The organism is Cyclobacterium qasimii M12-11B (assembly GCF_000427295.1).
Taxonomy (GTDB): Bacteria; Bacteroidota; Bacteroidia; order Cytophagales; family Cyclobacteriaceae; genus Cyclobacterium; species Cyclobacterium qasimii.
The window spans coordinates 1-23,462 of sequence record NZ_ATNM01000197.1; the positions used below are offsets into that span (position 1 = coordinate 1).

General features: G+C 39.0%; 19 protein-coding genes and 1 pseudogene. 8 read left to right on the forward strand and 12 right to left on the reverse strand.

The genetic code is table 11. The features are described 5' to 3' along the window. Positions 1-45: 45 nt before the first annotated feature. From mdh to tilS, 3 genes are all read right to left on the reverse strand, one after another. Positions 46-984 carry a malate dehydrogenase gene (mdh, locus tag ADICYQ_RS24015; protein WP_020888317.1) on the reverse strand — a complete coding sequence of 313 codons (939 nt, stop codon included), beginning with the start codon at positions 982-984 and terminating at the stop codon, positions 46-48. 87 nt (positions 985-1,071) lie between these two features. After that, the gene (locus ADICYQ_RS24020; RefSeq protein WP_020888318.1) at positions 1,072-1,476 is read right to left on the reverse strand and encodes a cyclic nucleotide-binding domain-containing protein; all 405 of its coding nucleotides are present in this window, start codon (positions 1,474-1,476) and stop codon (positions 1,072-1,074) included. A 95-nt stretch (positions 1,477-1,571) separates the two neighbouring features. Next, a complete protein-coding gene (tilS, locus tag ADICYQ_RS24025; protein ID WP_235114890.1) occupies positions 1,572-2,864 on the reverse strand; it encodes a tRNA lysidine(34) synthetase TilS in 1,293 nt (430 codons plus the stop codon). Between the two features lie 97 nt (positions 2,865-2,961). Between tilS and ADICYQ_RS24030 the strand changes: the two genes are divergently transcribed. The 8 genes from ADICYQ_RS24030 to ADICYQ_RS24065 all read left to right on the forward strand — a co-directional run bounded on the left by ADICYQ_RS24030 (position 2,962) and on the right by ADICYQ_RS24065 (position 11,806). Beyond that, the gene (locus ADICYQ_RS24030; RefSeq protein ID WP_040418063.1) at positions 2,962-4,575 is read left to right on the forward strand and encodes an OstA-like protein; all 1,614 of its coding nucleotides are present in this window, start codon (positions 2,962-2,964) and stop codon (positions 4,573-4,575) included. A 217-nt stretch (positions 4,576-4,792) separates the two neighbouring features. Beyond that, complete coding sequence (locus tag ADICYQ_RS24035) at positions 4,793-5,506, forward strand: T9SS type A sorting domain-containing protein (protein ID WP_020888322.1); 714 nt, start codon at positions 4,793-4,795, stop codon at positions 5,504-5,506. A 65-nt stretch (positions 5,507-5,571) separates the two neighbouring features. Next, entirely contained in the window at positions 5,572-6,498 is a 927-nt protein-coding gene (locus tag ADICYQ_RS24040; protein WP_020888323.1) for an outer membrane protein assembly factor BamD, read from the forward strand. A gap of 14 nt (positions 6,499-6,512) precedes the next feature. Beyond that, entirely contained in the window at positions 6,513-6,830 is a 318-nt protein-coding gene (locus tag ADICYQ_RS24045) for a DNA-directed RNA polymerase subunit omega (RefSeq protein ID WP_020888324.1), read from the forward strand. A gap of 1 nt (position 6,831) precedes the next feature. Further along, the gene (gene coaBC, locus ADICYQ_RS24050) at positions 6,832-8,061 is read left to right on the forward strand and encodes a bifunctional phosphopantothenoylcysteine decarboxylase/phosphopantothenate--cysteine ligase CoaBC (protein ID WP_020888325.1); all 1,230 of its coding nucleotides are present in this window, start codon (positions 6,832-6,834) and stop codon (positions 8,059-8,061) included. 203 nt (positions 8,062-8,264) lie between these two features. Beyond that, positions 8,265-9,176, forward strand: coding sequence for a type IX secretion system protein PorD (gene porD, locus ADICYQ_RS24055; protein WP_020888326.1), 912 nt, complete (start codon positions 8,265-8,267; stop codon positions 9,174-9,176). Between the two features lie 47 nt (positions 9,177-9,223). Further along, positions 9,224-10,876: a DNA repair protein RecN gene (gene recN, locus ADICYQ_RS24060; RefSeq protein WP_020888327.1), complete on the forward strand. Its 1,653-nt coding sequence runs from the start codon at positions 9,224-9,226 to the stop codon at positions 10,874-10,876. A gap of 105 nt (positions 10,877-10,981) precedes the next feature. Beyond that, positions 10,982-11,806, forward strand: a complete 825-nt coding sequence (locus ADICYQ_RS24065; RefSeq protein WP_020888328.1) for an enoyl-ACP reductase FabI — start codon at positions 10,982-10,984, stop codon at positions 11,804-11,806. 67 nt (positions 11,807-11,873) lie between these two features. Here ADICYQ_RS24065 and leuB read toward each other — a convergent pair whose 3' ends face one another. The 9 genes and pseudogenes from leuB to ilvD all read right to left on the reverse strand — a co-directional run bounded on the left by leuB (position 11,874) and on the right by ilvD (position 23,064). Then, entirely contained in the window at positions 11,874-12,944 is a 1,071-nt protein-coding gene (gene leuB, locus ADICYQ_RS24070; RefSeq protein WP_040418066.1) for a 3-isopropylmalate dehydrogenase, read from the reverse strand. After that, complete coding sequence (locus ADICYQ_RS24075) at positions 12,913-14,502, reverse strand: hydroxymethylglutaryl-CoA lyase-like TIM-barrel protein (RefSeq protein ID WP_040418069.1); 1,590 nt, start codon at positions 14,500-14,502, stop codon at positions 12,913-12,915. The genes leuB and ADICYQ_RS24075 overlap by 32 nt, the downstream gene beginning before the upstream one ends. A 51-nt stretch (positions 14,503-14,553) precedes the next feature. Continuing rightward, positions 14,554-15,144: a 3-isopropylmalate dehydratase small subunit gene (gene leuD / locus ADICYQ_RS24080; RefSeq protein WP_020888331.1), complete on the reverse strand. Its 591-nt coding sequence runs from the start codon at positions 15,142-15,144 to the stop codon at positions 14,554-14,556. Between the two features lie 4 nt (positions 15,145-15,148). Next, complete coding sequence (gene leuC, locus ADICYQ_RS24085; protein WP_020888332.1) at positions 15,149-16,570, reverse strand: 3-isopropylmalate dehydratase large subunit; 1,422 nt, start codon at positions 16,568-16,570, stop codon at positions 15,149-15,151. A gap of 21 nt (positions 16,571-16,591) precedes the next feature. Further along, a complete protein-coding gene (locus ADICYQ_RS24090; RefSeq protein ID WP_020888333.1) occupies positions 16,592-18,091 on the reverse strand; it encodes a 2-isopropylmalate synthase in 1,500 nt (499 codons plus the stop codon). Positions 18,092-18,100: 9 nt separating this feature from the next. Further along, the gene (gene ilvC / locus ADICYQ_RS24095; protein ID WP_020888334.1) at positions 18,101-19,144 is read right to left on the reverse strand and encodes a ketol-acid reductoisomerase; all 1,044 of its coding nucleotides are present in this window, start codon (positions 19,142-19,144) and stop codon (positions 18,101-18,103) included. Between the two features lie 32 nt (positions 19,145-19,176). Continuing rightward, positions 19,177-19,677 carry an acetolactate synthase small subunit gene (ilvN, locus tag ADICYQ_RS24100; protein WP_020888335.1) on the reverse strand — a complete coding sequence of 167 codons (501 nt, stop codon included), beginning with the start codon at positions 19,675-19,677 and terminating at the stop codon, positions 19,177-19,179. Between the two features lie 5 nt (positions 19,678-19,682). Beyond that, the gene (gene ilvB, locus ADICYQ_RS24105) at positions 19,683-21,377 is read right to left on the reverse strand and encodes a biosynthetic-type acetolactate synthase large subunit (RefSeq protein WP_020888336.1); all 1,695 of its coding nucleotides are present in this window, start codon (positions 21,375-21,377) and stop codon (positions 19,683-19,685) included. Positions 21,378-21,382: 5 nt separating this feature from the next. Further along, positions 21,383-23,064 (reverse strand): annotated as a pseudogene (gene ilvD / locus ADICYQ_RS24110) (dihydroxy-acid dehydratase). Positions 23,065-23,462: the final 398 nt, after the last annotated feature.

Consider the following 23,462-nt stretch of genomic DNA (forward strand, 5'->3'; position numbering starts at 1 on the left):
AACGATTCAAAGTTGGGATTTTTTTATGGTGATATAATTAACTATTTATTTATTGCCAATTTTATCTAAAACGGCCATAACTTCTTTGACATGACTTCTTGAAACTTCTAATAAAGCTTTTTCGTCGCTGTTCAAATCCAGTTCAATTACTTTTTCAATACCATTCTTACCAAGGATAACAGGTACACCTAAGTAACAATCGTCAATACCGTATTCTCCTTCTAGTTTGATACAAACTGGGAATACTCTTTTTTGATTCTTAACAATGGCTTCTACCATTTGGGCAGCTGCTGCTCCTGGTGCATACCAAGCAGACGTTCCCATCAACTTAACAAGTTCTCCACCACCAGATTTGGTTCTTTCAATGATGGCATCTAAAGCCTCTTTGCCTATCAATTCAGTAACTGGGATACCAGCGACTGTTGTATACCTTGGCAATGGCACCATAGTGTCACCATGTCCACCCAATAATATTGCTTGGATTTCTTTAGGAGAGATATCAAGTGCTTCAGCTAAGAAAGCTCTGTATCTTGCCGTGTCAAGAATTCCTGCCATACCAATTACTTTTGTTCTTGGTAATTTAGAAACGATGTGTGCCTGGTAGGTCATTACATCCAAAGGATTGGATACGATGATGATGATGGCATCTGGAGAATGTTTTACAACATTTTCGGTAACCATTTTCACGATACCAGCATTGGTTTCGATCAAATCATCTCTGGTCATGCCAGGCTTACGTGGTAATCCTGAAGTGATTACAACCACATCAGATCCTGCAGTTTTAGAATAATCATTGGTACTCCCGATAGTCCTACTATCGTAAGCGTTGATAGGGGCTTTTTGCCAGATATCTAAAGCCTTGCCTTCAGCAACGCCTTCTTTGATGTCAACTAGGACAATTTCTTCTGCTATTTCTCGGTAAGCCAATACATCTGCACATGTTGCACCAACATTACCAGCTCCGACTACGGTTACTTTCGTCATTTTTTATAATCGATTAAGATTGAAGTTTTTTACAAAATTTGCGCTAAGTTATTAAAGAATGTCCTTTATATGAAGGATTCATCGTAATTATTCAAACATCTGTCCGAGGTTAAAAAATCCATAAGACTTCTTATAGGAAGAAAAAAGCTGTTGATTCCTTCCATCATAGAAAGTTGCAAGCGAACTCATCATTTTGGCCTTTATCTTTTGATTGCTTTGAAATATGTCTAAAATAGCATAATTCGGAATCACCCATAAAACCGCTTCCTCAGTATCCACGATAGCGGTATAGATTCTTTTGGAATTTTCCAATAAGGAATTTTCACCAAACGGCTCCCCTTCCTTAATTTTTATTATGGTTTCAAAATCCGTTCGAATATCAATATTTAACGTTACTCCACCCTTTTCTAAAATGTAAAGTGCCTGGCTGGGGTCATTTCTAAAAAAAACGACTTCGTCCTGTACATACTTTCGTTGATGAATGGCCGGCAAAAAACCTGGACATTTCTTCGTAGTTCAAATGCTTAAAGAACTTTACTTTCGCTAAAAAAGCAAAAGTTTCCATCTCTGCAGGGCTGTATGTTTTTCTAAAAGGGTTTTTCATCTTTATATTTATTTAAATAAAACACCTTTCTGGTTGTTGGTCTTACCTTGAATCTATCATCTATCCTAAACCCCACCAACCATACTATCTTACCTTTGGAACACAGGACCTTAACCTTGTCCTTTTTAATCAATGGCACTTTATTGTCAATTAAATAATCGCTTACTTTCTTAAAATGCTGCATTCCAAGCGGCATAAATCTATCTCCTTGCTCCCAATTACGCAATGTCAATGGGAAATCAAGCAAATCTAAATCCAGCATTGCATTCTCTGGAGACCGATCTATAAGTGCCCCGGCATTAAGCTTTACACATTTGTAATGGTGTTGTCCAATTACAGAAAATGAACCGTCTTCAAGACCTACTTGAATAGGCTTTTCTATTTCCTGTTGCTCCCCCAAAATCAAACATTCCCTATCAATATTTAGCATCCAGCTCCCTGACAGGAATTGACGACCAGCCTCTTGGTTTTCAACTGCACACAATATATCCTCAATCTGCGCATATACAAAACCTTTTTTTCTCAACCAATAAAATAGTAGTGATGACTTGCCGGGTATAGCCACCAAACTGTCAAATGACAGCATTTCATAACCATCTTTGGAAACAACATTGGCTTTTATCCAAAGATCAAAAAAATAGAAAAATGCCTTACCGGTATCCTTTATTCTATCAAAACTGTACTGCACCAATTCTGGTCCTTTGGGATCAAACTCAAGAAACAAAGGCAATAATTTATGTCTGACGAAATTTCTTTTGTAAATCGTTTTCTCATTGCTACTGTCCTCCCTCCATTCAAGTCCATTGTCTTTCAGGTAACCTAGTATTTCTTGTCTGGAAAATGGTAAAAGGGGCCGACGGATATAGTCTCTTTTGCTACTCATACCATAAATCCCCTCGATCCCTGTACCTCTCAATAAATTAAGCATTACAGTTTCTAACTGATCATCGGCATGATGCGCTACAAGCACTCCTTGTGTCCCAAGACTCGTATTAAGTTCCTCAAACCAGTTGTACCTCAATTCTCTTGCCGCCATTTGCAGAGAAACATTCATTTCATCCATGTAGGCAACAGTGTCAAAAACTTTTACGTGAACAGGCACTCCCAATTTCATCGCATAATTAATTACAAACGCTTCATCCGCATCGCTGGCTTCGCCTCTTAGTTTAAAATTACAATGTGCAATCGATATATTGAAACCGTTTCTTTGGAGCAAGTGGGCTAAAACCACACTATCTATCCCACCGCTGACAGCCACAAGATAGGGCGATTGCACATCTAAAAGTTTATTTTTGCGTACATGATTTATAAATCGCTCCAGCATAAACCAAAAGTACTATTTTATATTAATTTTGCCTCGGAAATCAATTCGAATGACAAAGATCAAATTTATTTTATTTTGCTTACTTACTTCTTTGGTCTTTTCAAAGGCACAGGCCCAGGCAGAGAAGGAGCAAAGCCGATTGGAAATTTTACAGGCTGAGCAACTTTTAGGAGGAAAGGGTTTTGAAAGGTTACTGACAGATGTGATTCTAAAGCACAAAACTTCATTAATCTATTGTGATTCTGCCCACTTCTATTCAGAAGACAACCTTGCCAAACTTTTTGGTAATGTCAAGATAGATGATCAAGAAGATTCGGTCACCGTCACTAGTCGCTATGCAGAATATGATGGTAACACGCAATTGGCCTTGTTAAGAAATAATGTGGTCTTGGTAAATGAAGGCACTACCCTTTACACCGACTTTCTGGATTATAACCGAGAAAATGGGGAAGCAAACTATTTTAATTCAGGAATGGTCAAAGACAGTACAAATGTACTGACAAGTGAGAAAGGGCTTTATGAAACCCAAATTGAGAAAATCACCTTTAATGAGGATGTGATATTGGAAAATCCGGATTACACGATGAAATCCAATACCCTGTATTATTCGACAACCACAAAAATCACTGAAACAGTAGGCCTTACCAATATCCTTTCAAAAGACGGCAATAGACTAAATGCCCAAAAGGGCAGCTATTACGATACCGGGAATAAAATATTCCGATTTTATGATGGCGATGTGGAGTCCGAAAGCAGTATTGTATATGGAGAAACCCTCTACTATGATGAAAATGCGGAATACTACGAAGCCAAAGAAAACGTGAGTATTTTTAACAAAAAGCAAAATGCTGAAGTTTTTGGAGATGAGGGTAAATATTGGGAGGGAAAGCAGTACTCAGAAGTTTATGGTAATGCGCTGGTTCGCAAATATTTTGAAATTGACACCTTATTTGTAATTGCGGACACCCTTATTACGCAAGATGGCACGAACCCAGAGGACAAATACACGCTTGCCTATCCCAACATGCGAATGATAAAGGCAGATTTAGCAGGAAGGGCCGATTCGATGGCTTATATATACGCTGACTCTACCGTTCACCTTTATACGGATCCCATACTTTGGAACAATAAAAGCCAGATTACAGCAGACAGCATTCAGTTTACTATAGCCAACCAGGAAATTGACCAGGCATTACTCCAAGACAATGCTTTTGCCATCACAAGAGATACTGTTGCCAATTTCAATCAGATAAAAGGTCGTAAAATGACAGCCTACTTTTTGAATGGAGACATGGATAAACTTGATGTGGAAGGCAATGGTGAATCTTTGTATTTTGCTATTGAAAATGACACCACCTTAAAAGGACTAAATAAATTACTTTGTGGAAGAATCATCATGGAATTTAAGGAGGGTGCAGTTTCCAGAATTAGTCACACTATAAAACCGGAAGCCTCCTTCACACCTCCCCATATGTTTGAGGAAGATGAACAAAAACTAGAGGGATTTATTTGGAGAGGAGAAGAAAGACCTACGCAAACACACATAAATGATTGGCGAACACCGAAAATACGGGACAAAAATCGTTATAGCTTCTTTGATGAACCTGATGTGAAACTCCCTTACCCTGAGAATGATGAACTACAAATTCCTACTGACAATTAATGTCTTTTGGCGTATATATTACATTTTTTTGAAAAAAAATAATTTGACAAAAGTTTTTTAACGGCAAAGAATAAAAAAATTTCATCGTTGTTAACATTTTTTAACCCAAACCTACCTATAAAGTGGAACCAATTTGGTATTTTTATACGTATATACTTCTAAAAGAGGGAGAAAATCTTTGTTAACATAAATCATATTTTATAGAACTAAACTTTACATGAGAATATTTTTATCACTTTTAATCACCTTACAATTGTTTGCGCTACAGTCTGTAGATGCCAGACAAGTACGTGTGCTTAGTGAAAAAATAGAGTTTAGCGGCAAAGTAAATACCACCCAAAGAAAAACATTGATCCTTCAGAACGATTCCAACGAAAGTGCCACATATTTTCTACGCTACCTTCGGGGAAATGTAGGTTCCTCCCAAAACATACTCATTTGCATAGGAGAAAATTGTTTTGACCCTAGAAAGGATCTTTCACAAATTAGATTTACACTGGCACCAGGAGAAGTTGCAACCAACATCTACATAGAATTTGAACTAGGTATAACTCCTACTAAAGGGACATTTGACCTGCATTTTTTCAACACCTCCAACCAAAGAGATGCTTTTGTTGTAGAAAATGTATACAATGTGACCTCAGACCAACCCTCAGATAATGTTAATCATAGGGATGTGGCTATGGATGAGATCTATCCAAACCCAAGTGTGAGAACGGCTCAGTTAGACTATAAAATAAAAAACCCTAATGCGAAGGTCAGAATAGTCATCAATAGCTTTATTGGCAACCCAATTTATGATTTTCAACTCGATCCTTCCCAAGAAACCCTAATAATTCCAGTAACAGACCTGAACCCAGGTACTTATTTTTACACTTTGATCGTTGACAATAAAAATATCGTCACCAAAAAACTCTACGTCAAAAGGTAAGAATGCGCATTAGCAGTAGAACTGCCTTGATAACCAATTATTAATCCATTATATTTGCAGGTCAAATGACAAAAGTACACCAATACATATTTATATTCCTTGCCTCACTATTGACTTTTGGTTGTGGTGAATTTTACAAGTTAGAGAAAAGTACCAACTGGGATGAACTCTATGAAGCAGCTAATCGCTACTATGATGAAGGGGAGCACAACAAAGCTATAATCCTATATGACAGGGTTCTACCCGTCATTAAGGGAAGTGGAAAAGCTGAATTAGCGGAATTTAATTATGCTTATGCTCATTTCAGAACCAAGAGGTACATCGAGGCTGCAGAATATTTCAAAACCTTTTTTGACACCTATAACCGATCTCCATTAGCAGAAGAAGCTTTATTTATGAATGCTTATTCTTTGTATTTGGACTCTCCGGATTTTAACCTGGATCAAAGAAGTTCACGAGAAGCAGTGAATGCTATACAGTTGTTCATGAACAGATTCCCGGAATCTGATTCTTATGAACGTTCCATTACTATGATTGACGATCTTCAAAAAAGGTTTGAGGAAAAGGCATTTACGGAATCAAAAATGTATTATCGCCTCACTGAAGGATTATTTCCAGGTGATTTTTACAGAGCCTGTATTGTTAACTTTCAGAATTTCGCCAAGTCTTTCCCAGATAGTGATTACAATGAGGAATTGGCATTTAAATTAGTAGAAGTAAGTACTGCATATGCAGATCGTAGCGTTTTTGATAAAAAAGAAGAGCGATTTGAACAGGCGTTAGAGTTTGCAGATGATTTTGAAAAGAAATTCCCTGAAAGTGAACACCTGAAGGACGTTAGCAATATTAAATCTGAGGCCAAGGCCAAACTGGATGATCACTATACTATAAAAGAACAGTATAAAGCCAGAACAGCAGAGGCAATAAGATTACGAGAAGAAGAAAAAAAGGATCAGGAAGATTCTGAAGCTTTAAAAGAAGAGGGCAATTAAAAACAAGTATATATATGGCAATTAATCCGTCAATTATCACGAGAGATTTAGACAAGGTAGCTGAAAAAACAGGTAATCTTTATCAATCTATTTTCACTATTTCTCAGAGAGCTAAGCAGATTTCATCTACGATGAAAGAAGAGCTTAACAACAAATTATCTGAGTTTGCTTCTACTGTAGACAACCTTGAGGAAGTCTTTGAAAACAAGGAGCAAATAGAAATATCAAAATTCTACGAAAGAATGCCTAAGCCAAGTACATTGGCTATGGAAGAATTCATGGAAGACAAGGTCATGTACAGGTTCCCTGAAGAGGAGGAAACCAAGTCTTAACATGCCATTCACTGGCAAACGTATACTACTAGGCGTAACTGGAGGAATAGCGGCTTATAAAGCAGCTCATCTTATTCGGTTATTGGTCAAATCTGGAGCAGAGGTCAAAGTTATTATGACGACTTCTGCTCTTGATTTTATTACGCCTCTCACACTTGCGACATTATCAAAAAATCCAGTTCATATAGATTTTTTTGATAAAAAAACTGGTGAATGGTCAAACCATGTCGCTTTAGGAAATTGGGCAGACCTGATGGTTATTGCCCCTCTTTCGGCCAATACATTGGCGAAATTTGCAACTGGTCAAAGCGACAATTTGTTAGCCTGCACTTACTTGTCATGTACAAGTCCTGTACTTGTGGCTCCAGCAATGGACCTGGACATGTATCAACATCCTTCTGTGATCCAAAACCTGCTCAAGCTTGATAGTTATGGGAACCATGTAATGGAAGCAAACTCGGGGGAATTGGCCAGTGGACTGGTTGGTAAAGGAAGAATGCCTGAACCTGAAGAGATCTTTACTTACATTCAGGAGATCTTAAATCCTGATAAGGTACTTAAAGGCAAAAAGTTTTTAATCACCGCAGGACCAACTCAGGAAGCCATTGACCCTGTCAGGTACGTTAGCAATCATTCAAGTGGTAAGATGGGTATTTCTCTAGCTGAGAAGGCTGCCCAAAAAGGCGCAGAGGTCATCTTAATTCTAGGCCCTACTGCTTTAAAACCAAGACCGCATCCAAACATTAAAACCATTTCGGTATTGAGTGCGCTTGATATGTTTGAAGCAACTAAAACCCACCATTCTGAAGCACAAGTAGCTATATTTTGTGCAGCGGTGGCTGATTACAGGTCAGAAACACCTTCCGCCCAAAAGATCAAGAAGAAGGAAAATGCACTGACCATTACTTTGATTAAAAATCCCGATATTGCTAAAACATTGGGTGCAAGTAAGAAACAGAATCAAATTCATGTTGGCTTTGCCTTGGAAACAGACGAAGGACTTGGAAGTGCAGAAAAAAAACTGGTCGAAAAAAACTTTGATTTTGTGGTTTTAAACTCACTTCTAGATCCAGAAGCAGGCTTTCAGAAAGACACTAATCAGGTTACCATTTTATCAAAGAATGGGGAGAAAATAAAAACTCCTGTGCTGACCAAAGACATGTTGGCACTACAACTACTAGATCGGATCGGGTCTATTCTGGAAAACCAGAAAGCCAGTAATAACGTTTAGCACATCAAAGTAATTACTGTTAGATAAACTGTAGAAACGCCAAAGAATAAGATGGTCTATTTAACGTTTAAAAAATATTCACCTCAGGTGAACCCTTAACAAAGCTGCTGGTTTTATTTGCAACAATTGTCAGCAGGAAATAAATGGCAATTGTCCATTTCGGATTATATGTTTTTGCGGATAAATAAAAATTCACTAATCAAATGGTACGTCCGGTAATTTTCTTCATCCTCTTCTCTTTTTTTTTAGCGCCACATCAGGTACTATCCCAACAACTCAATTTCACTGTTACCATTAACAGTGAACGAGCTAAAACCCAGGATACCGATATTTTTGAGAAGATGAAATCGGCTTTTGAGCAGTTTCTGAATGGGCGAAATTGGACAGACGCAGACCTAAAGCCACAGGAAAGGATAAAAGGGAACTTATTGATTACCATAAATGATATGCCTCAAGTAGGTTTTTTCAGTGCTACGGTTCAGATTCAGACAGTGCGTCCAGTATTTGGATCCAATTATGAAAGTTTGATACTAAACTTTGCCGATCGAAATTGGACTTTTGAATATACCGAATCCCAGCCACTAGAATTCAATCAATTTTCCTACTTGAACAATATCACTTCCCTATTGGCCTATTATGCCTACATAACCATAGGGATAGATTACGATTCTTTCTCGCCTCGAGGAGGAGATGCTTTCTTTGAAATAGCCAATAATATTGTCGCCAATGCCCAACAATCCTCCAATCCAGGATGGAATCAAAACCCATCGGATAAGCGGAACAGGTATTGGTTAGCGAACGACCTTTACAACTCACAGGTCATGGTTCCTGTTAGAGATGCCTATTACCTTTACCATAGAAAAGGGCTTGATTTATTAACAACCAAGCCAGAAGAAAGCTACGAAAACATAGTGGAAGCTATTAAAATGATACAAGAAGCCAACAAGGTTCAACCAAATAGTATTCTAACAATTAGCTTTATGGATGCGAAATCAGATGAAATAAGCAAAATTTTGAAAGGAGCACCTATGGAATTGAAACAGGAGGCAGTAGAAGTACTACTTAAGGTAGACCCAAACAATGCCAGAAAATACAATGATATTTTGAAAGGATAATCCTCAAATTTGGTTAATTTTGACCCTCTAAACGAAACCAAAGCAATATGTTAACCAACCTTAGCATTACCAACTATGCTTTGATAGAAAAGTTAGAAATGGAACCCTGTGCCGGACTCAATATGATAACCGGTGAAACCGGAGCAGGAAAGTCCATCATGCTTGGAGCAGTAGGATTACTTCTTGGAAATAGGGCCGATAACAGGACTTTATTTGATGAAACCAAAAAATGTATTATTGAAGGAGTATTCAATATTCAGAATTATGGTTTGAAGCTTTTCTTTCAAAAGGAGGAGTTGGATTATGAGCCTGCATGCATTATCAGGCGCGAAATCTCTCCTTCTGGCAAATCCAGGGCTTTTATCAATGATACCCCAGTCAGGTTAGAAACCTTGAAGGTATTAGGTAAAATCTTGATGGACGTTCATTCCCAGAATGAGACCTTGTTATTAGGAGCATCTTCTTACCAACTATCCCTTATAGATGCATTTGCCGGCGTCAATAAGGAAAGAGAAGCTTATATTAGCCAATTCCAGGACTTTAATAAGATGCAAAAAAAGGTGCGTCTATTAGAACAGGAAAAGCAACAATACCAGCAAGAATCGGATTACAACCAGTTTCAACTAGAGGAGTTGTCTGGATTGAATCTTGAAGAAGGAGAACAAGATTCCCTGGAAGCAAAGGAAGAGCTATTAAACCACGCCGAAGAAATAAAATCAAGGGCATCTCAGGCTTTAGAGCATCTGGAAAACGAAGAGTTGGGAGCGATGCAGCAGTTAGAAGCTGCCCAGCAACATTTCCAATACTTAAAGAAATTCGGTAAGAATTTTGAAGATTTAAACCAGCGATTTAATAGCTTAGTTATAGAATTAAAAGATATTCTGGAAAGTCTTTCACTTGAGGAGCAGGAAATAGAGGTCGATTACGAAAAATCCGAGTGGGTCCGAGAAAGACTTAGTAAAATTTACCAACTTCAGAAAAAGCATGGGCTTCAGAGTGACAAAGAGCTCTTAGAACTTGCCTCTACCCTTGCGGACAAAGTGTTCAAAGGAGATCATCTAGAAGAAGAATTGGTCGAGCAGCAGGCATTACTTACCCAGTCAAAATTGCAGCTGACCAAATTGGGGGAAAATCTTTCCAAAAAGAGGCGCTCCATTTTCAACAATTTCAGCAAAGAGATTCAATCCTTGCTGGGGCAGTTAGGTATGGAAAATGCCAAAGTGGAAATTAAGCGAAGTGAGGTTGTACCCAATGAGTCAGGAATTGATGACATTGACATTTTGTTTTCAGCAAACAAAGGAATACAGCCCCAACCCATCGGTCAGGTGGCTTCAGGAGGTGAATTTTCAAGGTTAATGTTTGCCATCAAATATGTAATGGCTGATAAAATGGCCTTACCTACATTGATTTTTGATGAAATCGACACAGGTATTTCTGGAGAAATAGCCTTACAAATGGTTCGAATGATGCAACAGATTGCTAAAAAGCACCAGGTCATTTGCATAAGCCATTTACCACAGGTAGCGGCTAAAGGAGAGAAACACTATTTCGTATACAAAGACAATAGTGCACTAAAGACCATAAGTAAAATAAAGCTATTAAACCCTGAAGAAAGATTACTTGAAATCGCTACGATGATTTCCGGGTCAAATCCCTCAGCAACTGCTTTTGAAAACGCAAAAGAATTGCTTAACAAATAGTGGAGAACAAGCGTTTTCTAAAAGCCCTACAGAAAATGTTTCACCCATTATTAGTTAATTTTATAGAATATTATTTAATTGAAGTCAGAAAATCAAAAGAATACAATGCCTGAAAATTTATTAAAAGGAAAAAAAGGAATTATCACTGGTGCTCTAGATGAGAATTCTATCGCTTGGCAAACTGCCTTAAAAGCAAAAGAGCAAGGTGCGAAATTTGTTCTTACCAACGCCCCAATAGCAATGCGAATGGGAGCTATTCAGGAACTAGCAGATATATGTGAGACGATCATAATCCCTGCAGACGCTACTTCCGTCGAAGACATTGAAAAGTTATACGATGAAGCAAAAGAGTATTTGGGTGGAAATTTCGATTTCTTACTCCACTCTATTGGTATGTCACCAAATGTCCGGAAAGGAAGATCTTATGGTGACCTAAATTATGAATGGGTACAGAAGTCTTATGACGTTTCTGCTACCTCTTTTCACAAAATGCTACACGTAGCTGAAAAGAAAGACATCCTTAATGAGTGGGCATCCGTAGTTGGATTGAGCTATATTGCTGCAGAAAGGTCTTTTCCATTTTACAGCGACATGTCTGAAGCCAAAGCAATCCTTGAAAGCATTGCCAGAAATTACGGCTTAAGATATGGTAAACTCAAAAACGTAAGGGTGAATACTATTTCCCAATCCCCTACTAAAACAACTGCCGGATCAGGAATCGGAGGATTTGATGATTTCTTTGATTTTGCAGCCTTGGCTTCTCCACTTGGAAATGCCTCAGCTGAAGCATGTGGTGAATACATTATCACAATGTTTTCTGACTTTACCAGAATGGTAACGATGCAGAATTTATTTCATGATGGTGGGTACTCTACCACAGGGATTACTCAGGATTTGATCGATGCCTACGTGGCAAGTAAAAACAAATAAAAGCTAGACAAAAAAAAGCTCCTAACCGCTTTTAGAAGCAATTAGGGGCTTTTTTTGTTTGTATCTATTACATTTTGGCAATTTGCTCAGCTAACCAATCTCCAACTTCTGAAGTTTTGTAAGCTTTTTCACCTTCAGAAAGGTCTTCAGTTACAATTCCTTTTTCCAAAGACAAATTGACCACTTCAGAAATGATATTGGCTTCATCCATCAAATCAAAAGCATATTCAAACATCATGGATGCAGACAAAACAGCTGCCAATGGATTGGCGATGTCTTTACCAGCAGCCTGAGGATAAGAACCATGGATAGGCTCAAAAAGCTTTGTTTTAAGCCCTAGGGAAGCCGAAGGCATCAAACCCATAGATCCACTTATCACAGACGCTTCGTCCGTTAGAATATCTCCAAACAGATTCTCTGTAATCAAGACATCATATGCCTTAGGCCATTGAACCAAACGCATCGCTACAGCATCAACAAATTCATATTCAACTGTTACTTCAGGATACTCAGGTGCTAAACGCTGAACAGTTTCCCTCCATAGTCTAGAAGTAGCCAATACATTGGCTTTATCAACACAGGTTAAAAGTTTCCTCCTTTTCATGGCAAACTCAAAGCCCATTCTAGCCAATCTTTCAATTTCCTCTACAGAATATACACAGGTGTCAAAAGCTTTGGTTCCTTGTTCGTTTCTACCTCTTGGCTCTCCGAAATAAATACCTCCAGTAAGTTCTCTTAGAAAGACCAAATCAGTACCTTCAATTCTTTCCTTTTTCAAAGGTGATTTGTGCAAAAGGGAAGGAAAAGTAAATGTAGGACGAACGTTTGAGAAGAGTCCCAATTTTTTTCTCATCTCCAATAAACCTTGCTCAGGCCTAACCTTTGCGCTTGGATCATTGTCAAATCTAGGGTCACCAATGGCGCCAAATAGAACAGCATCAGAAGCAAGGCAAACTTCATGAGTAGCATCAGGATAAGGATTACCTACTGCATCTATGGCTGCAGCTCCAGTAATGGCTTCTTTAAAAGTAATTGTATGTCCAAATTTCTTAGCGACAGCATTCACTACCTTTACTGCCTGAGCGATTACTTCAGGTCCAATACCATCACCAGGTAATAGGGCTATATTCATTTCCATAAGGATTCTTTTTTTCAGTTTTGTTACTATTTTTGATTTGTTCTATGATATTCAGCATTTTTTCAGTGGCCTTCATGGCCGCTATAGTCTGGTCACTATCCAAACCTTTGGTCTTAAATATTCTCCCACTCAAATCCCAGGTAATCACACATTCCACAAAAGCATCTGTTTTTCCTCCAGGAGGTATGCTTATCTGAAAATCTGTTAATTTGGGAAGCTCCATGTCTAAGCCCTTGTATATTTTTTTCAGTGCTTTCATGAAAGAATCATACTGCCCATCGCCTGAAGCATTCTGCTCATAATAGTTGCTGAATATTTTCATTCGCAACTGAACAGAAGGCTTTAAACCTTTGGAATGCACCATATGGTACCCGTCGATGACGATGTCTTTTTGAATGGAGTTATTTTGCAGCACATCTGAGATGATATAGGGAAGATCCTCTGTGGTAACCCTTTCCTTCTTATCCCCCAGCTCAATGATCTTCTGTGTTACTTTGGTCAACTCATCAGGCTCAAGTGAAATGCCCAACTCTTCCAGATTTTTTGAAATATTGGCTTTTCCTGATGTTTTGCCTAGTGCATATTTTCGTGTTCTCCCGAAACGTTCAGGCAGCAAATCACTAAAATAAAGGTTCTTTTTATTGTCACCATCTGCATGAACTCCTGCAGTTTGGGTAAATACATTTTCCCCAACAACAGGTTTATTTGCAGGAATTCTCAATCCAGAAAATTGCTCTATCAGTTTACTGATTCTGTAGATTTTATTTTCATTTACATTGAGATGAAAAGAGGTGAAATCTTTAATTACTGCTACTATTGATTCCAAAGGTGCATTTCCTGCACGCTCACCAAGACCGTTGACAGTAGTATGTATGCCTTTTGCACCGGTATTGACAGCGTGAAGAACATTGGCAACCGAAAGGTCATAATCATTGTGCGCATGGAAATCAAAATGTACATCAGGAAATTCTGTACAGATCAACTCCATAAATTCCTTAACTTCATCTGGACATAAAAGCCCTAAAGTATCAGGAAGCATTATTCTTTTAACTGGTAGTTGAGAGAGGAATTGAATCATTGACATGGCATAATCTCTGGAATTACGCATGCCATTACTCCAATCTTCAAGGTAAACGTTTACTTCGATGTCATGCTGATTTGCATAAGCTATGCATTTTTCTATTTCAGCAAAATGAACTTCCGGTGTTTTTTTAAGCTGGTGGGTCAAGTGATTAAGAGAGCCCTTGGTGAGTAAATTCATCACTTTGGCTCCTGCCTCTACCATCCAGTCCACAGATTTGGGAGTATCTACAAACCCCAAAACTTCAATGCTATCCAGATAGCCTTTTTCCTCAGCCCAATTAGTAATCCGTTTGACACCTTCCAATTCTCCCTCTGAAACCCTGGCTGAAGCTACTTCAATCCGGTCCACTTTTAACTCCTCCAACAAAAGCTTCGCTATTTGAAGCTTTTCTGAAGGAAGAAATGACACCCCTGAGGTTTGCTCTCCATCCCTAAGGGTGGTGTCCATGATTTCTATTGTCTTTTCTCTACTCATTCGCTTACCGTTATCCTGACACATTTTCAACTTCGAATCCCAGAGTAGTATTTATTTATTGGCTTCGAATTGTACTATTTCTTCTTTTAGGTTGAGCAGATAATCAATATCGTCAAACCCATTAAGCATGTTATCCTTTTTGTAAGAATTAATATCAAAAGATTCAGCGCTTCCAGTAGACAAAAGCGTGATGGTTTGCTTCTTAATATCTACTTCAACTTCAACTTCAGGATTGGCCTCAACTGCTGAAAACAATTCGTCTGCAAATTTAGGAGACACCGTAACTGGTAGAACACCAATATTCAAACAATTGTTTTTAAATATATCAGCGAAGAAACTAGAAACAACACATCGGAATCCATAGTCATAAATGGCCCAAACTGCGTGTTCACGGCTAGAGCCCGAACCGAAATTCTTTCCTGCCAAAAGGATTTTGCCCGAATAAGTAGGGTCGTTTAATACAAAGTCAGCCTTAGGCTTTCCCTCATTATCATAACGCCAGTCTCTAAAGAGGTTGTCACCAAAACCTTCTCTCTCCGTAGCTTTCAAAAACCTGGCCGGAATAATTTGGTCAGTATCTACGTTTTCAGATGAAAGAGGGACTACCCTACTGGTCAAAACTTCAAATTTATCGTATGCCATGGTATTATTTTTCTTGTACTAATTCTTCTATAAAATCCCTAGGGTCTGTAATCACACCAGTAATGGCAACTGCCGCTACTGTAAGTGGTGAGGCGAGTAATGTTCTACTACCAGGTCCTTGACGTCCTTCAAAGTTTCTGTTGGAAGTTGAAACCGCATATTTTCCTGACGGTATTTTATCATCATTCATCGCCAAACAAGCGGAGCATCCTGGTTGTCTTAACTTAAACCCAGCTTCCTCAAGTGTTTGTACAATTCCTTCTTTGATAGCCATTTTCTCTACTTCTCTAGAGCCTGGTACTATCCATGCAGTGATGTTATCAGCTTTCTTTTTGCCTTTTACAAATTGAGCCACTGACCTTAAATCTTCTATTCGTCCATTGGTGCAACTCCCTACGAATACATAGTCAATTTTTTTGCCTTGTAAAGACTCACCAGGCTTAAAGCCCATATAGTCCAAGGATTTTATGTAAGATTTATTCTCACTGTCATTCATCCCGTCTGTAGTTGGGATATTGCCTTTCACCTTTACGCCCATTCCTGGGTTGGTACCGTAGGTGATCATTGGTTCGATGTCCTCTGCATTGTAATGGTATTCCAAATCGAATACAGTACCTTCATCTGTTTTAAGCGTTTTCCAATGCGCAACTGCTTTGTCCCACTCTTCACCTTTAGGCGCATATTGCTTGCCTTTCAAGTATTCAAAAGTAGTTTCGTCAGGAGCTATCAATCCACCTCTGGCGCCCATCTCTATACTCATGTTACAGATGGTCATCCTGGCTTCCATGCTTAATGCCGTGATGGCACTTCCTGCATATTCAATGAAATATCCAGTTCCACCACTTGCAGAAATCTGTGCAATGATGTATAAAATAATATCTTTAGAGGTGATGCCTTTACCTAGTTCACCATCTACGGTAATACGCATCTTCTTGGCTTTTGCTTGCATTATACATTGCGTAGCAAATACCATTTCTACTTCTGAGGTACCAATACCAAATGCGATGGTACCGAAGGCCCCATGCGTAGAAGTGTGGCTATCTCCACATACAATCGTCATTCCTGGCTGGGTGATACCAAGCTCGGGTCCGATTACATGGACGATACCATGATGATCTGTTCCAAGATCATGAAGTTCTACTCCATGTCTTTTACAATTTTCCCTTAACCTTTCTACTTGCATTCGGGAAAGTTGGTCCTTGATTGTTTTATCCTGATCGATAGTGGGTACATTATGATCAGGAGTAGCTACAGTCCTTTCTGGAAACATTACCTTATTGCCTCTTTTTTCAAGGTTTAGGAATGCCACCGGGCTTGTTACTTCGTGGATAAAATGCTTATCTATGAAAAACACATCCGGACCATCTGGGATAGACTGGATCACATGTGCATCCCAAATCTTATCAAATAATGATTTCTTCTCCATTATATTTAGCTTTTCGTCAATTTAATTGACAGGTAATTTATTTAAAGCATCTATGAATGCTTTGGCCGAAGCCAATACTATGTCTGTTTCTGATCCGAAACCGTGATATGGCCGTTCATTATGCATCAATCTCATGTGTACTTTGCATACATCATCGCTTCCTTTGGTAATGGCTTGAATCAGAAATTCATCCAAGATCACCGTCTGAGGGATAAGCTTTTTAATTGATTTTATTACAGCATCTACTGGGCCATTTCCATCGGCTTCACTTTCTTTTTGTTCTTCTCCTATGGTAAGAACAACTTTGGCGTGACCACCTTTACCTTCACTTCCTTCATAGTAAACATCTTTCATTTCTATAAAGAAAGAATTTTCCAGGTGTTCACCCAATAGGGATAAAAGGTCTTTTCTCCCTATGTCTCTTTTCGAATCTGCAAGAGTCAAAAAGGCCTCATAAATTTCATCCAGCTTTTCCTTTTCGAATTCAAACCCCAATAACTTGAGGTGATGCTTCAAGGCTGCTCTTCCACTTCTAGCAGTAAGCACTATGGATGATTCTTCAACCCCAACATCTTTAGGGTCAATAATTTCGTAATTCTCCCTGTTTTTCAAGACACCGTCCTGATGAATTCCAGAAGAATGGGCAAATGCATTTCTACCTACAATAGCCTTATTTGGCTGTATAGGCATGTTCATTAATTTGGAAATAATTCTACTCGTCTCGTAGATTTTCGGGGTATTGATTCCAGTATAAACAGGAATCTCTTTATGGCTTTTTATGGCCATTACCACTTCCTCCAAGGAGGTATTTCCGGCACGTTCTCCAATGCCATTCATTGTTACTTCCACTTGCCTTGCTCCATTCATGACGCCGGCAAGACTATTGGCGGTAGCCAATCCAAGATCATTGTGACAGTGGGTAGACAGAATGGCGCTGTCTATATTCGATACATTTTCTCTTAAGAAGCGAATGATATTGCCATATTGTTCGGGAAGGCAATAACCTGTAGTATCAGGGATATTGATAACCGTAGCTCCGGCCTTAATGACTGCCTCAACTATTCTGGCAAGAAATTCAGGTTCCGCCCTTCCTGCATCTTCAGCATAAAATTCGACTTCACCGACAAGATTTCTTGCAAATTTTACAGCCCTTATGGCTTTCTCCAACACGGCATCAGGAGTGCTTCTAAATTTATGCTCAATATGGTAACCTGACACACCTATACCAGTGTGTATCCTACTCTTTTTGGCAAATTTTAACGCCTCAGCAGCTACCTCTATGTCTTTCTCGACTGCTCTTGAAAGTGCACAGATAATAGGTTCCTCTACTGCCTTTGATATTTCCACAACAGAATTGAAATCCCCAGGGCTGGATATGGGAAATCCAGCCTCAAGGATATCAACTCCCAATGCTTCCAAAGCCTTGGCTACTACAATTTTTTCCCTGGTATCGAGTTGACAACCCGGCACCTGTTCACCATCCCTAAGAGTGGTATCAAATATCCAAAGCTTTTCTGACATTGCTATTTTTTAATTGTTTTCTGGTCTTAATTTACGGACAGTTGCACCTGCCTGCCACATTTCAGAATCTCTCAATTCTTTCAATTCTGCTTCCAATTTCACTCTGTAATCCGCTTTACTGTTGGACTCGATAGATTTGGTAGCTTCTTTACCTGTTTTTACACTGTTGTATAATTCTTCAAATACAGGTTTGGTAGCATCTCTGAAAGGCTTCCACCAATCTAATGCTCCTCTTTGAGCTGTAGTAGAACAGTTGGCATACATCCAGTCCATTCCATTTTCTGCTACTAAAGGCATCAAACTTTGAGTCAATTCTTCAACAGTCTCATTGAATGCTTCAGAAGGAGTATGACCATTTGCTCTTAATACTTCGTATTGAGCAGCAAATATACCTTGAATAGCACCCATAAGTGTTCCTCTTTCTCCTGTAAGATCAGAAGTAACTTCTTTGTAGAAATTTGTTTCGAACAGGTAACCTGAACCTACACCAATTCCCAAAGCTACTACTCTGTCTTTCGCTTTTCCTGTTGCATCCTGGAAAATTGCATAGGATGAGTTTAAACCTCTTCCCTCAACAAACATTCTCCTCAATGAAGTTCCTGAACCTTTTGGTGCTACCAAAATTACATCAACATCTGCTGGTGGAATGATACCTGTTTGGTCTTTGTAAGTAACACCAAAACCATGAGAAAAGTAAAGTGCTTTTCCTGGAGTCAAATGTTTTTTAACTGTTGGCCATAAGGCAATTTGTCCGGCATCAGACAACAAGAATTGAAGAATCGTTCCTTTTTCGCAGGCTTCTTCCAACTCAAAAAGTGTTTCACCGGGCACCCATCCGTCAGCAATAGCTTTGTCCCATGTTTTAGAACCTTTACGTTGTCCAACAATGACATTAAAACCATTGTCTTTAAGGTTTAAAGCCTGTCCTGGACCTTGTACTCCGTATCCTAATACGGCAATTACTTCTTCCTTTAAGACTTCCTTGGCTTTTTCAAGAGGAAATTCTTCTCTTGTTACTACGTTTTCTTCAACTGTACCGAACTTCAGTTTCATAACTATAAATTAAAATTGATTTTAAATTGGTATTATAAATATTTATCAATGCTCACCATTGGCTTGGCCACAGCTACCCTGCCCGACCTAACAAACTCCAGAACATTAAAGTCTTTTAGTACTTCCAGCAAATCTTGGGTGTCTTTCTTATGACCTGTCATTTCAATGACCACAAAACCTTTTTCCGCTGAAATTATCTTCGCATTGTACTGGCGAATTACCACTTCCAAACCTGCATCTATGCTTTCAATTGGAATTTTATACAAGGCAATTTCCTGAAAAACCATTTCGTCATCGACGTAATAAAATGCTTTGATAACATCAATGATTTTTTCAATTTGTCTAGACAACTGAATCACTTGTGCTTCAGTTGTATTCACCTCTATAGTGATCCGGTAAATACCCTCTTCTCTACTTTCTGAGGCAGTAAAACCATCGATATTAATCCCTCTTCGAGTAAAGATCAATGTAATCCTACTGAGTATGCCTATGAAATTTTCTGTGAATACAGAAATTGTATATCTTCTTTTCATCTGAGTTATTTAAGTCTAATTTCTTCAACAGAACTGCCAGTAGCAATCATGGGGAAAACATTGTCCTCTTTTTCTACTTTTACCTCAAGAAAATAGGGTCCATCATGTACAAACATCTCAGCCACAGCCTGACGTAAATCAGTTCTTTCATCTACTTTTTGAACCTTGAAATTATATCCTTCAGCGATTTTAATAAAATCAGGATTGTCCAACTCCGTAAAGGAATAGCGCTTGTCAAAAAACAATTGCTGCCATTGCCTTACCATACCCAAGAAATTGTTATTGAGCAATACCACCTTTACAGGAGCTTTGGTTTGCATAATCGTCCCGAGTTCCTGGATGGTCATTTGGATTCCTCCGTCACCTACCACACATATTACCTCTCGGTTGTAATCGTGGAGTTGTGCACCCAAGGCTGCCGGAAGGGCAAATCCCATGGTTCCTAATCCACCTGATGTTACTTGAGTCCTGGTGGTTTTGTAATTAAAATACCTCCAGGCCACCATTTGGTGTTGCCCAACATCAGTTACTAATATAGCGTCATCGGCTTTAAACTCATTGATATGACGAATAACCTCTCCCATGGTCAACCCTATTTTGGTTGGGGAAATGTCATTGCCTACTACCACTCTTTTTTCTTCTGCTTCAAGTACCCTGAATTGCTTGATCCATTCTGGGTGTTCTTTTTTCTCTACTTTTTCAATAAGCTTTTCTAAGCTGACCTTACAGTCACCCAAAACTGGTACATCCGCCTTTACAATCTTGTCGATTTCGGCAGGGTCCAATTCAAGATGAATCACCTTGGCTTGCTTGGCATAACGCTTAACATCTCCCGTTACCCGGTCATCAAAGCGCATCCCTATGCTTATTAAAACATCACATTTATTGGTAAGCAAGTTGGGCGCATAGTTTCCATGCATCCCCAATTTCCCTACGTAATTTGGATGATCCTCTGATAAAGCACCTGTTCCTAATAAGGTACAGGCAGCAGGAATTCCCGTTTTATCCAAAAATGCTTTCAATTGGCTTTCTGCCTTTCCCAATACTACTCCCTGACCGTATAATAAATAAGGTCTTTTGGCTTTATTGATAAGTGCTGCTGCTTCATCGATCACACTGTCCGGCACCTTAGGATAAGGACGGTAAGAACGAATGTTTAAGCAAGGAACGTAATTGAAATCCCCTAAGGCTACCTGAGCATCCTTTGTTATGTCTATTAAAACCGGTCCTGGTCGTCCCGATCTGGCGATATGGAAGCCTTTGGCAATCGCTGGTGCGATATCCTCAACTCTTCTCACCTGTATGTTCCATTTGGTGGCGGGCATAGAGATACCAACTACATCAGTTTCCTGAAAAGCATCAGTACCCAGCAGCTGTGACAACACCTGACCTGTGATACAGACCAAAGGGGTGCTATCAATCAAGGCATCCGCCATGCCAGTAATTAAATTGGTGGCTCCAGGCCCAGAGGTGGCTATACAAACCCCCACTTTTCCGGAAACTCTTGCATATCCCTGGGCAGCATGAATTGCTCCCTGTTCGTGTCGGGTCAGGATATGCTGGATTTGATCCATATAATCATAGAGTGCATCATACACCGGCATGATAGCCCCACCTGGGTAGCCAAAAATAAATTTGGCGTTTTCTGCTACCAGGGATTTGATTACAATTTCTGCCCCTCTTATTTTCGAATCATTCATAATCGTTAATCTTTATCTGTCACACATCCTTCAGATGCGGTAGAAACTAACTGAGAATATTTTTTAACGTTCCGTTTAAATGGCTTAAGTCTTTATTTACCCAGGTTTTCTTTCTCTCTGCGAAAGTTTCATCAGAAACATCACAACTTATTTCGAGCGTCTCACCGTTAATGGTAACCTTATCACCGTTTTGTAAAAGTCCTATTGGACCACCTGTATATGCTTCCGGCGTAACATGTCCTACTACGAAGCCATGCGTGCCTCCTGAAAATCTACCATCTGTAATGAGCGCAACATCTGCTCCCAAACCTGCTCCAATAATAATAGAGGTAGGCTTAAGCATTTCAGGCATACCTGGTCCGCCTTTAGGACCCACATACCTGATGACGACTACATCACCTTTTTTAACTTCCATGTTTTTCATGGCATCATTGGCTTCCTGCTCTGAGTTATACACTTTAGCAGGGCCAGTAAAGGAAACACCTTCTTTTCCGGATATTTTTGCCACTGAACCTTCTGGAGCAAGGTTTCCTGTCAAAATGCACAGGTGACCTGTTGCTTTTACTGGTGCGTCTATTGGATTGATTACACTGCCTTTTTCTGCTTTTATTGGTGCAATATCGGCAAGGTTTTCAGCTATAGTTTTGCCGGTCACTGTCAGACAGTCTCCATGCAATAAGCCATTGTCCAATAGATACCTCATAAATGCTGGCAAGCCTCCCTGCTCGTGCAGGTCCTCCATCATGTATTTACCACTTGGTTTAAAATCACCCAAAACAGGGGTAGTGGCATTTATTTTTTTGAAATCTTCAAGTCCAAAGTCAATGTCAGCAGTCCTGGCAATCGCCAATAGGTGAAGCACTGCATTGGTGCTACCAGCTAACGCTACTACCACCCTTACTGCATTTTCTAAACTTTTCTTGGTTACGATATCTCTTGGTTTCAAATCCATGGCCAATAAATTGGCAATAAATTCACCCACGGCTCCGCATTCAGCAGCTTTTTCTTGTGAATTGGCAGGATTAGATGCACTATAAGGCAATGACAACCCCATTGCTTCTATAGCAGAAGACATGGTGTTGGCGGTATACATACCTCCACATGCTCCAGCTCCTGGGCAAGCATTTTTAATTACTCCTGTATAGTCTTCGTCAGAAATTTCGTTATTGATACGTTTTCCGTATGCTTCGAAGGCAGAAACAATATTTAGTTTCTCTCCTTTGTATTTACCAGACCTGATGGTACCACCATAGACCAATATAGAAGGCCTATTCACACGTAACATGCCCATTACAGCGCCAGGCATGTTTTTGTCACAGCCAGCTACTGCCACTATACCGTCAAATGAATGACCTAAAATGAATGATTCTATGGAATCAGCTATGATCTCTCTGGAAGGCAAGCTATAACGCATGCCTGACGTACCCATTGAAATTCCATCACTGATACCTATTGTATTGAAGACCAATCCAGTCAGCTTTGACGCTATTGTAGAAGCCTTAATGGCTCTTGCAAAGTCATTAAGGTGCATGTTACAAGGGTTACTCTCATAGCCACAACTAGCCACCCCAACAAAAGGCTGCTTCATCTCTTCATCCGTCAGACCTGTTGCGTACAACATGGCCATTGAAGCCGGATTCTCTTGATTGTCACTTACCTCCCAACTATTTTTTTTCGAATTGCTCATTATAACTCTATTATTTTTAACAACTGGCTTATAAAAAAAAGTGCTTCACTCGAATGAAGCACTTTGATTGATTTTTTCTATTGGCAATAGATCAGCGCTTCATCACTTACTAAATGATAATGACAATTAGAACGACTAGGCTGACAACTATTAACATATCTCTTTTGGAGTATCTTTCTTGACTTTATTTTGTACTATTATAATGCAATATTAAAACCTCTAATCCATACTTACAATATTTTAATTCTTTTTTAATTTATAAAAAATAAGAAAATAATGTAAATGAATTTAATTAAAAATTAAAGTTTATTATTACAGATATAAGGCAATTTTATTTTAAAAAATTTCATTATGACGAAAAAATTCAAAATTTTATTCTGATGCAAACTTTTGTTAAT

Coding starts and splice junctions, on each gene's coding strand:
- mdh (WP_020888317.1), bottom strand. CDS start 984: ATGACGAAAGTAACCGTAGTCGGAGCTGGTAATGTTGGTGCAACATGT.
- ADICYQ_RS24030 (WP_040418063.1), top strand. CDS start 2,962: ATGACAAAGATCAAATTTATTTTATTTTGCTTACTTACTTCTTTGGTC.
- ADICYQ_RS24035 (WP_020888322.1), top strand. CDS start 4,793: ATGAGAATATTTTTATCACTTTTAATCACCTTACAATTGTTTGCGCTA.
- ADICYQ_RS24040 (WP_020888323.1), top strand. CDS start 5,572: ATGACAAAAGTACACCAATACATATTTATATTCCTTGCCTCACTATTG.
- ADICYQ_RS24045 (WP_020888324.1), top strand. CDS start 6,513: ATGGCAATTAATCCGTCAATTATCACGAGAGATTTAGACAAGGTAGCT.
- coaBC (WP_020888325.1), top strand. CDS start 6,832: ATGCCATTCACTGGCAAACGTATACTACTAGGCGTAACTGGAGGAATA.
- porD (WP_020888326.1), top strand. CDS start 8,265: ATGGTACGTCCGGTAATTTTCTTCATCCTCTTCTCTTTTTTTTTAGCG.
- recN (WP_020888327.1), top strand. CDS start 9,224: ATGTTAACCAACCTTAGCATTACCAACTATGCTTTGATAGAAAAGTTA.
- ADICYQ_RS24065 (WP_020888328.1), top strand. CDS start 10,982: ATGCCTGAAAATTTATTAAAAGGAAAAAAAGGAATTATCACTGGTGCT.
- leuB (WP_040418066.1), bottom strand. CDS start 12,944: ATGGAAATGAATATAGCCCTATTACCTGGTGATGGTATTGGACCTGAA.
- ADICYQ_RS24075 (WP_040418069.1), bottom strand. CDS start 14,502: ATGAGTAGAGAAAAGACAATAGAAATCATGGACACCACCCTTAGGGAT.
- leuD (WP_020888331.1), bottom strand. CDS start 15,144: ATGGCATACGATAAATTTGAAGTTTTGACCAGTAGGGTAGTCCCTCTT.
- leuC (WP_020888332.1), bottom strand. CDS start 16,570: ATGGAGAAGAAATCATTATTTGATAAGATTTGGGATGCACATGTGATC.
- ADICYQ_RS24090 (WP_020888333.1), bottom strand. CDS start 18,091: ATGTCAGAAAAGCTTTGGATATTTGATACCACTCTTAGGGATGGTGAA.
- ilvC (WP_020888334.1), bottom strand. CDS start 19,144: ATGAAACTGAAGTTCGGTACAGTTGAAGAAAACGTAGTAACAAGAGAA.
- ilvN (WP_020888335.1), bottom strand. CDS start 19,677: ATGAAAAGAAGATATACAATTTCTGTATTCACAGAAAATTTCATAGGC.
- ilvB (WP_020888336.1), bottom strand. CDS start 21,377: ATGAATGATTCGAAAATAAGAGGGGCAGAAATTGTAATCAAATCCCTG.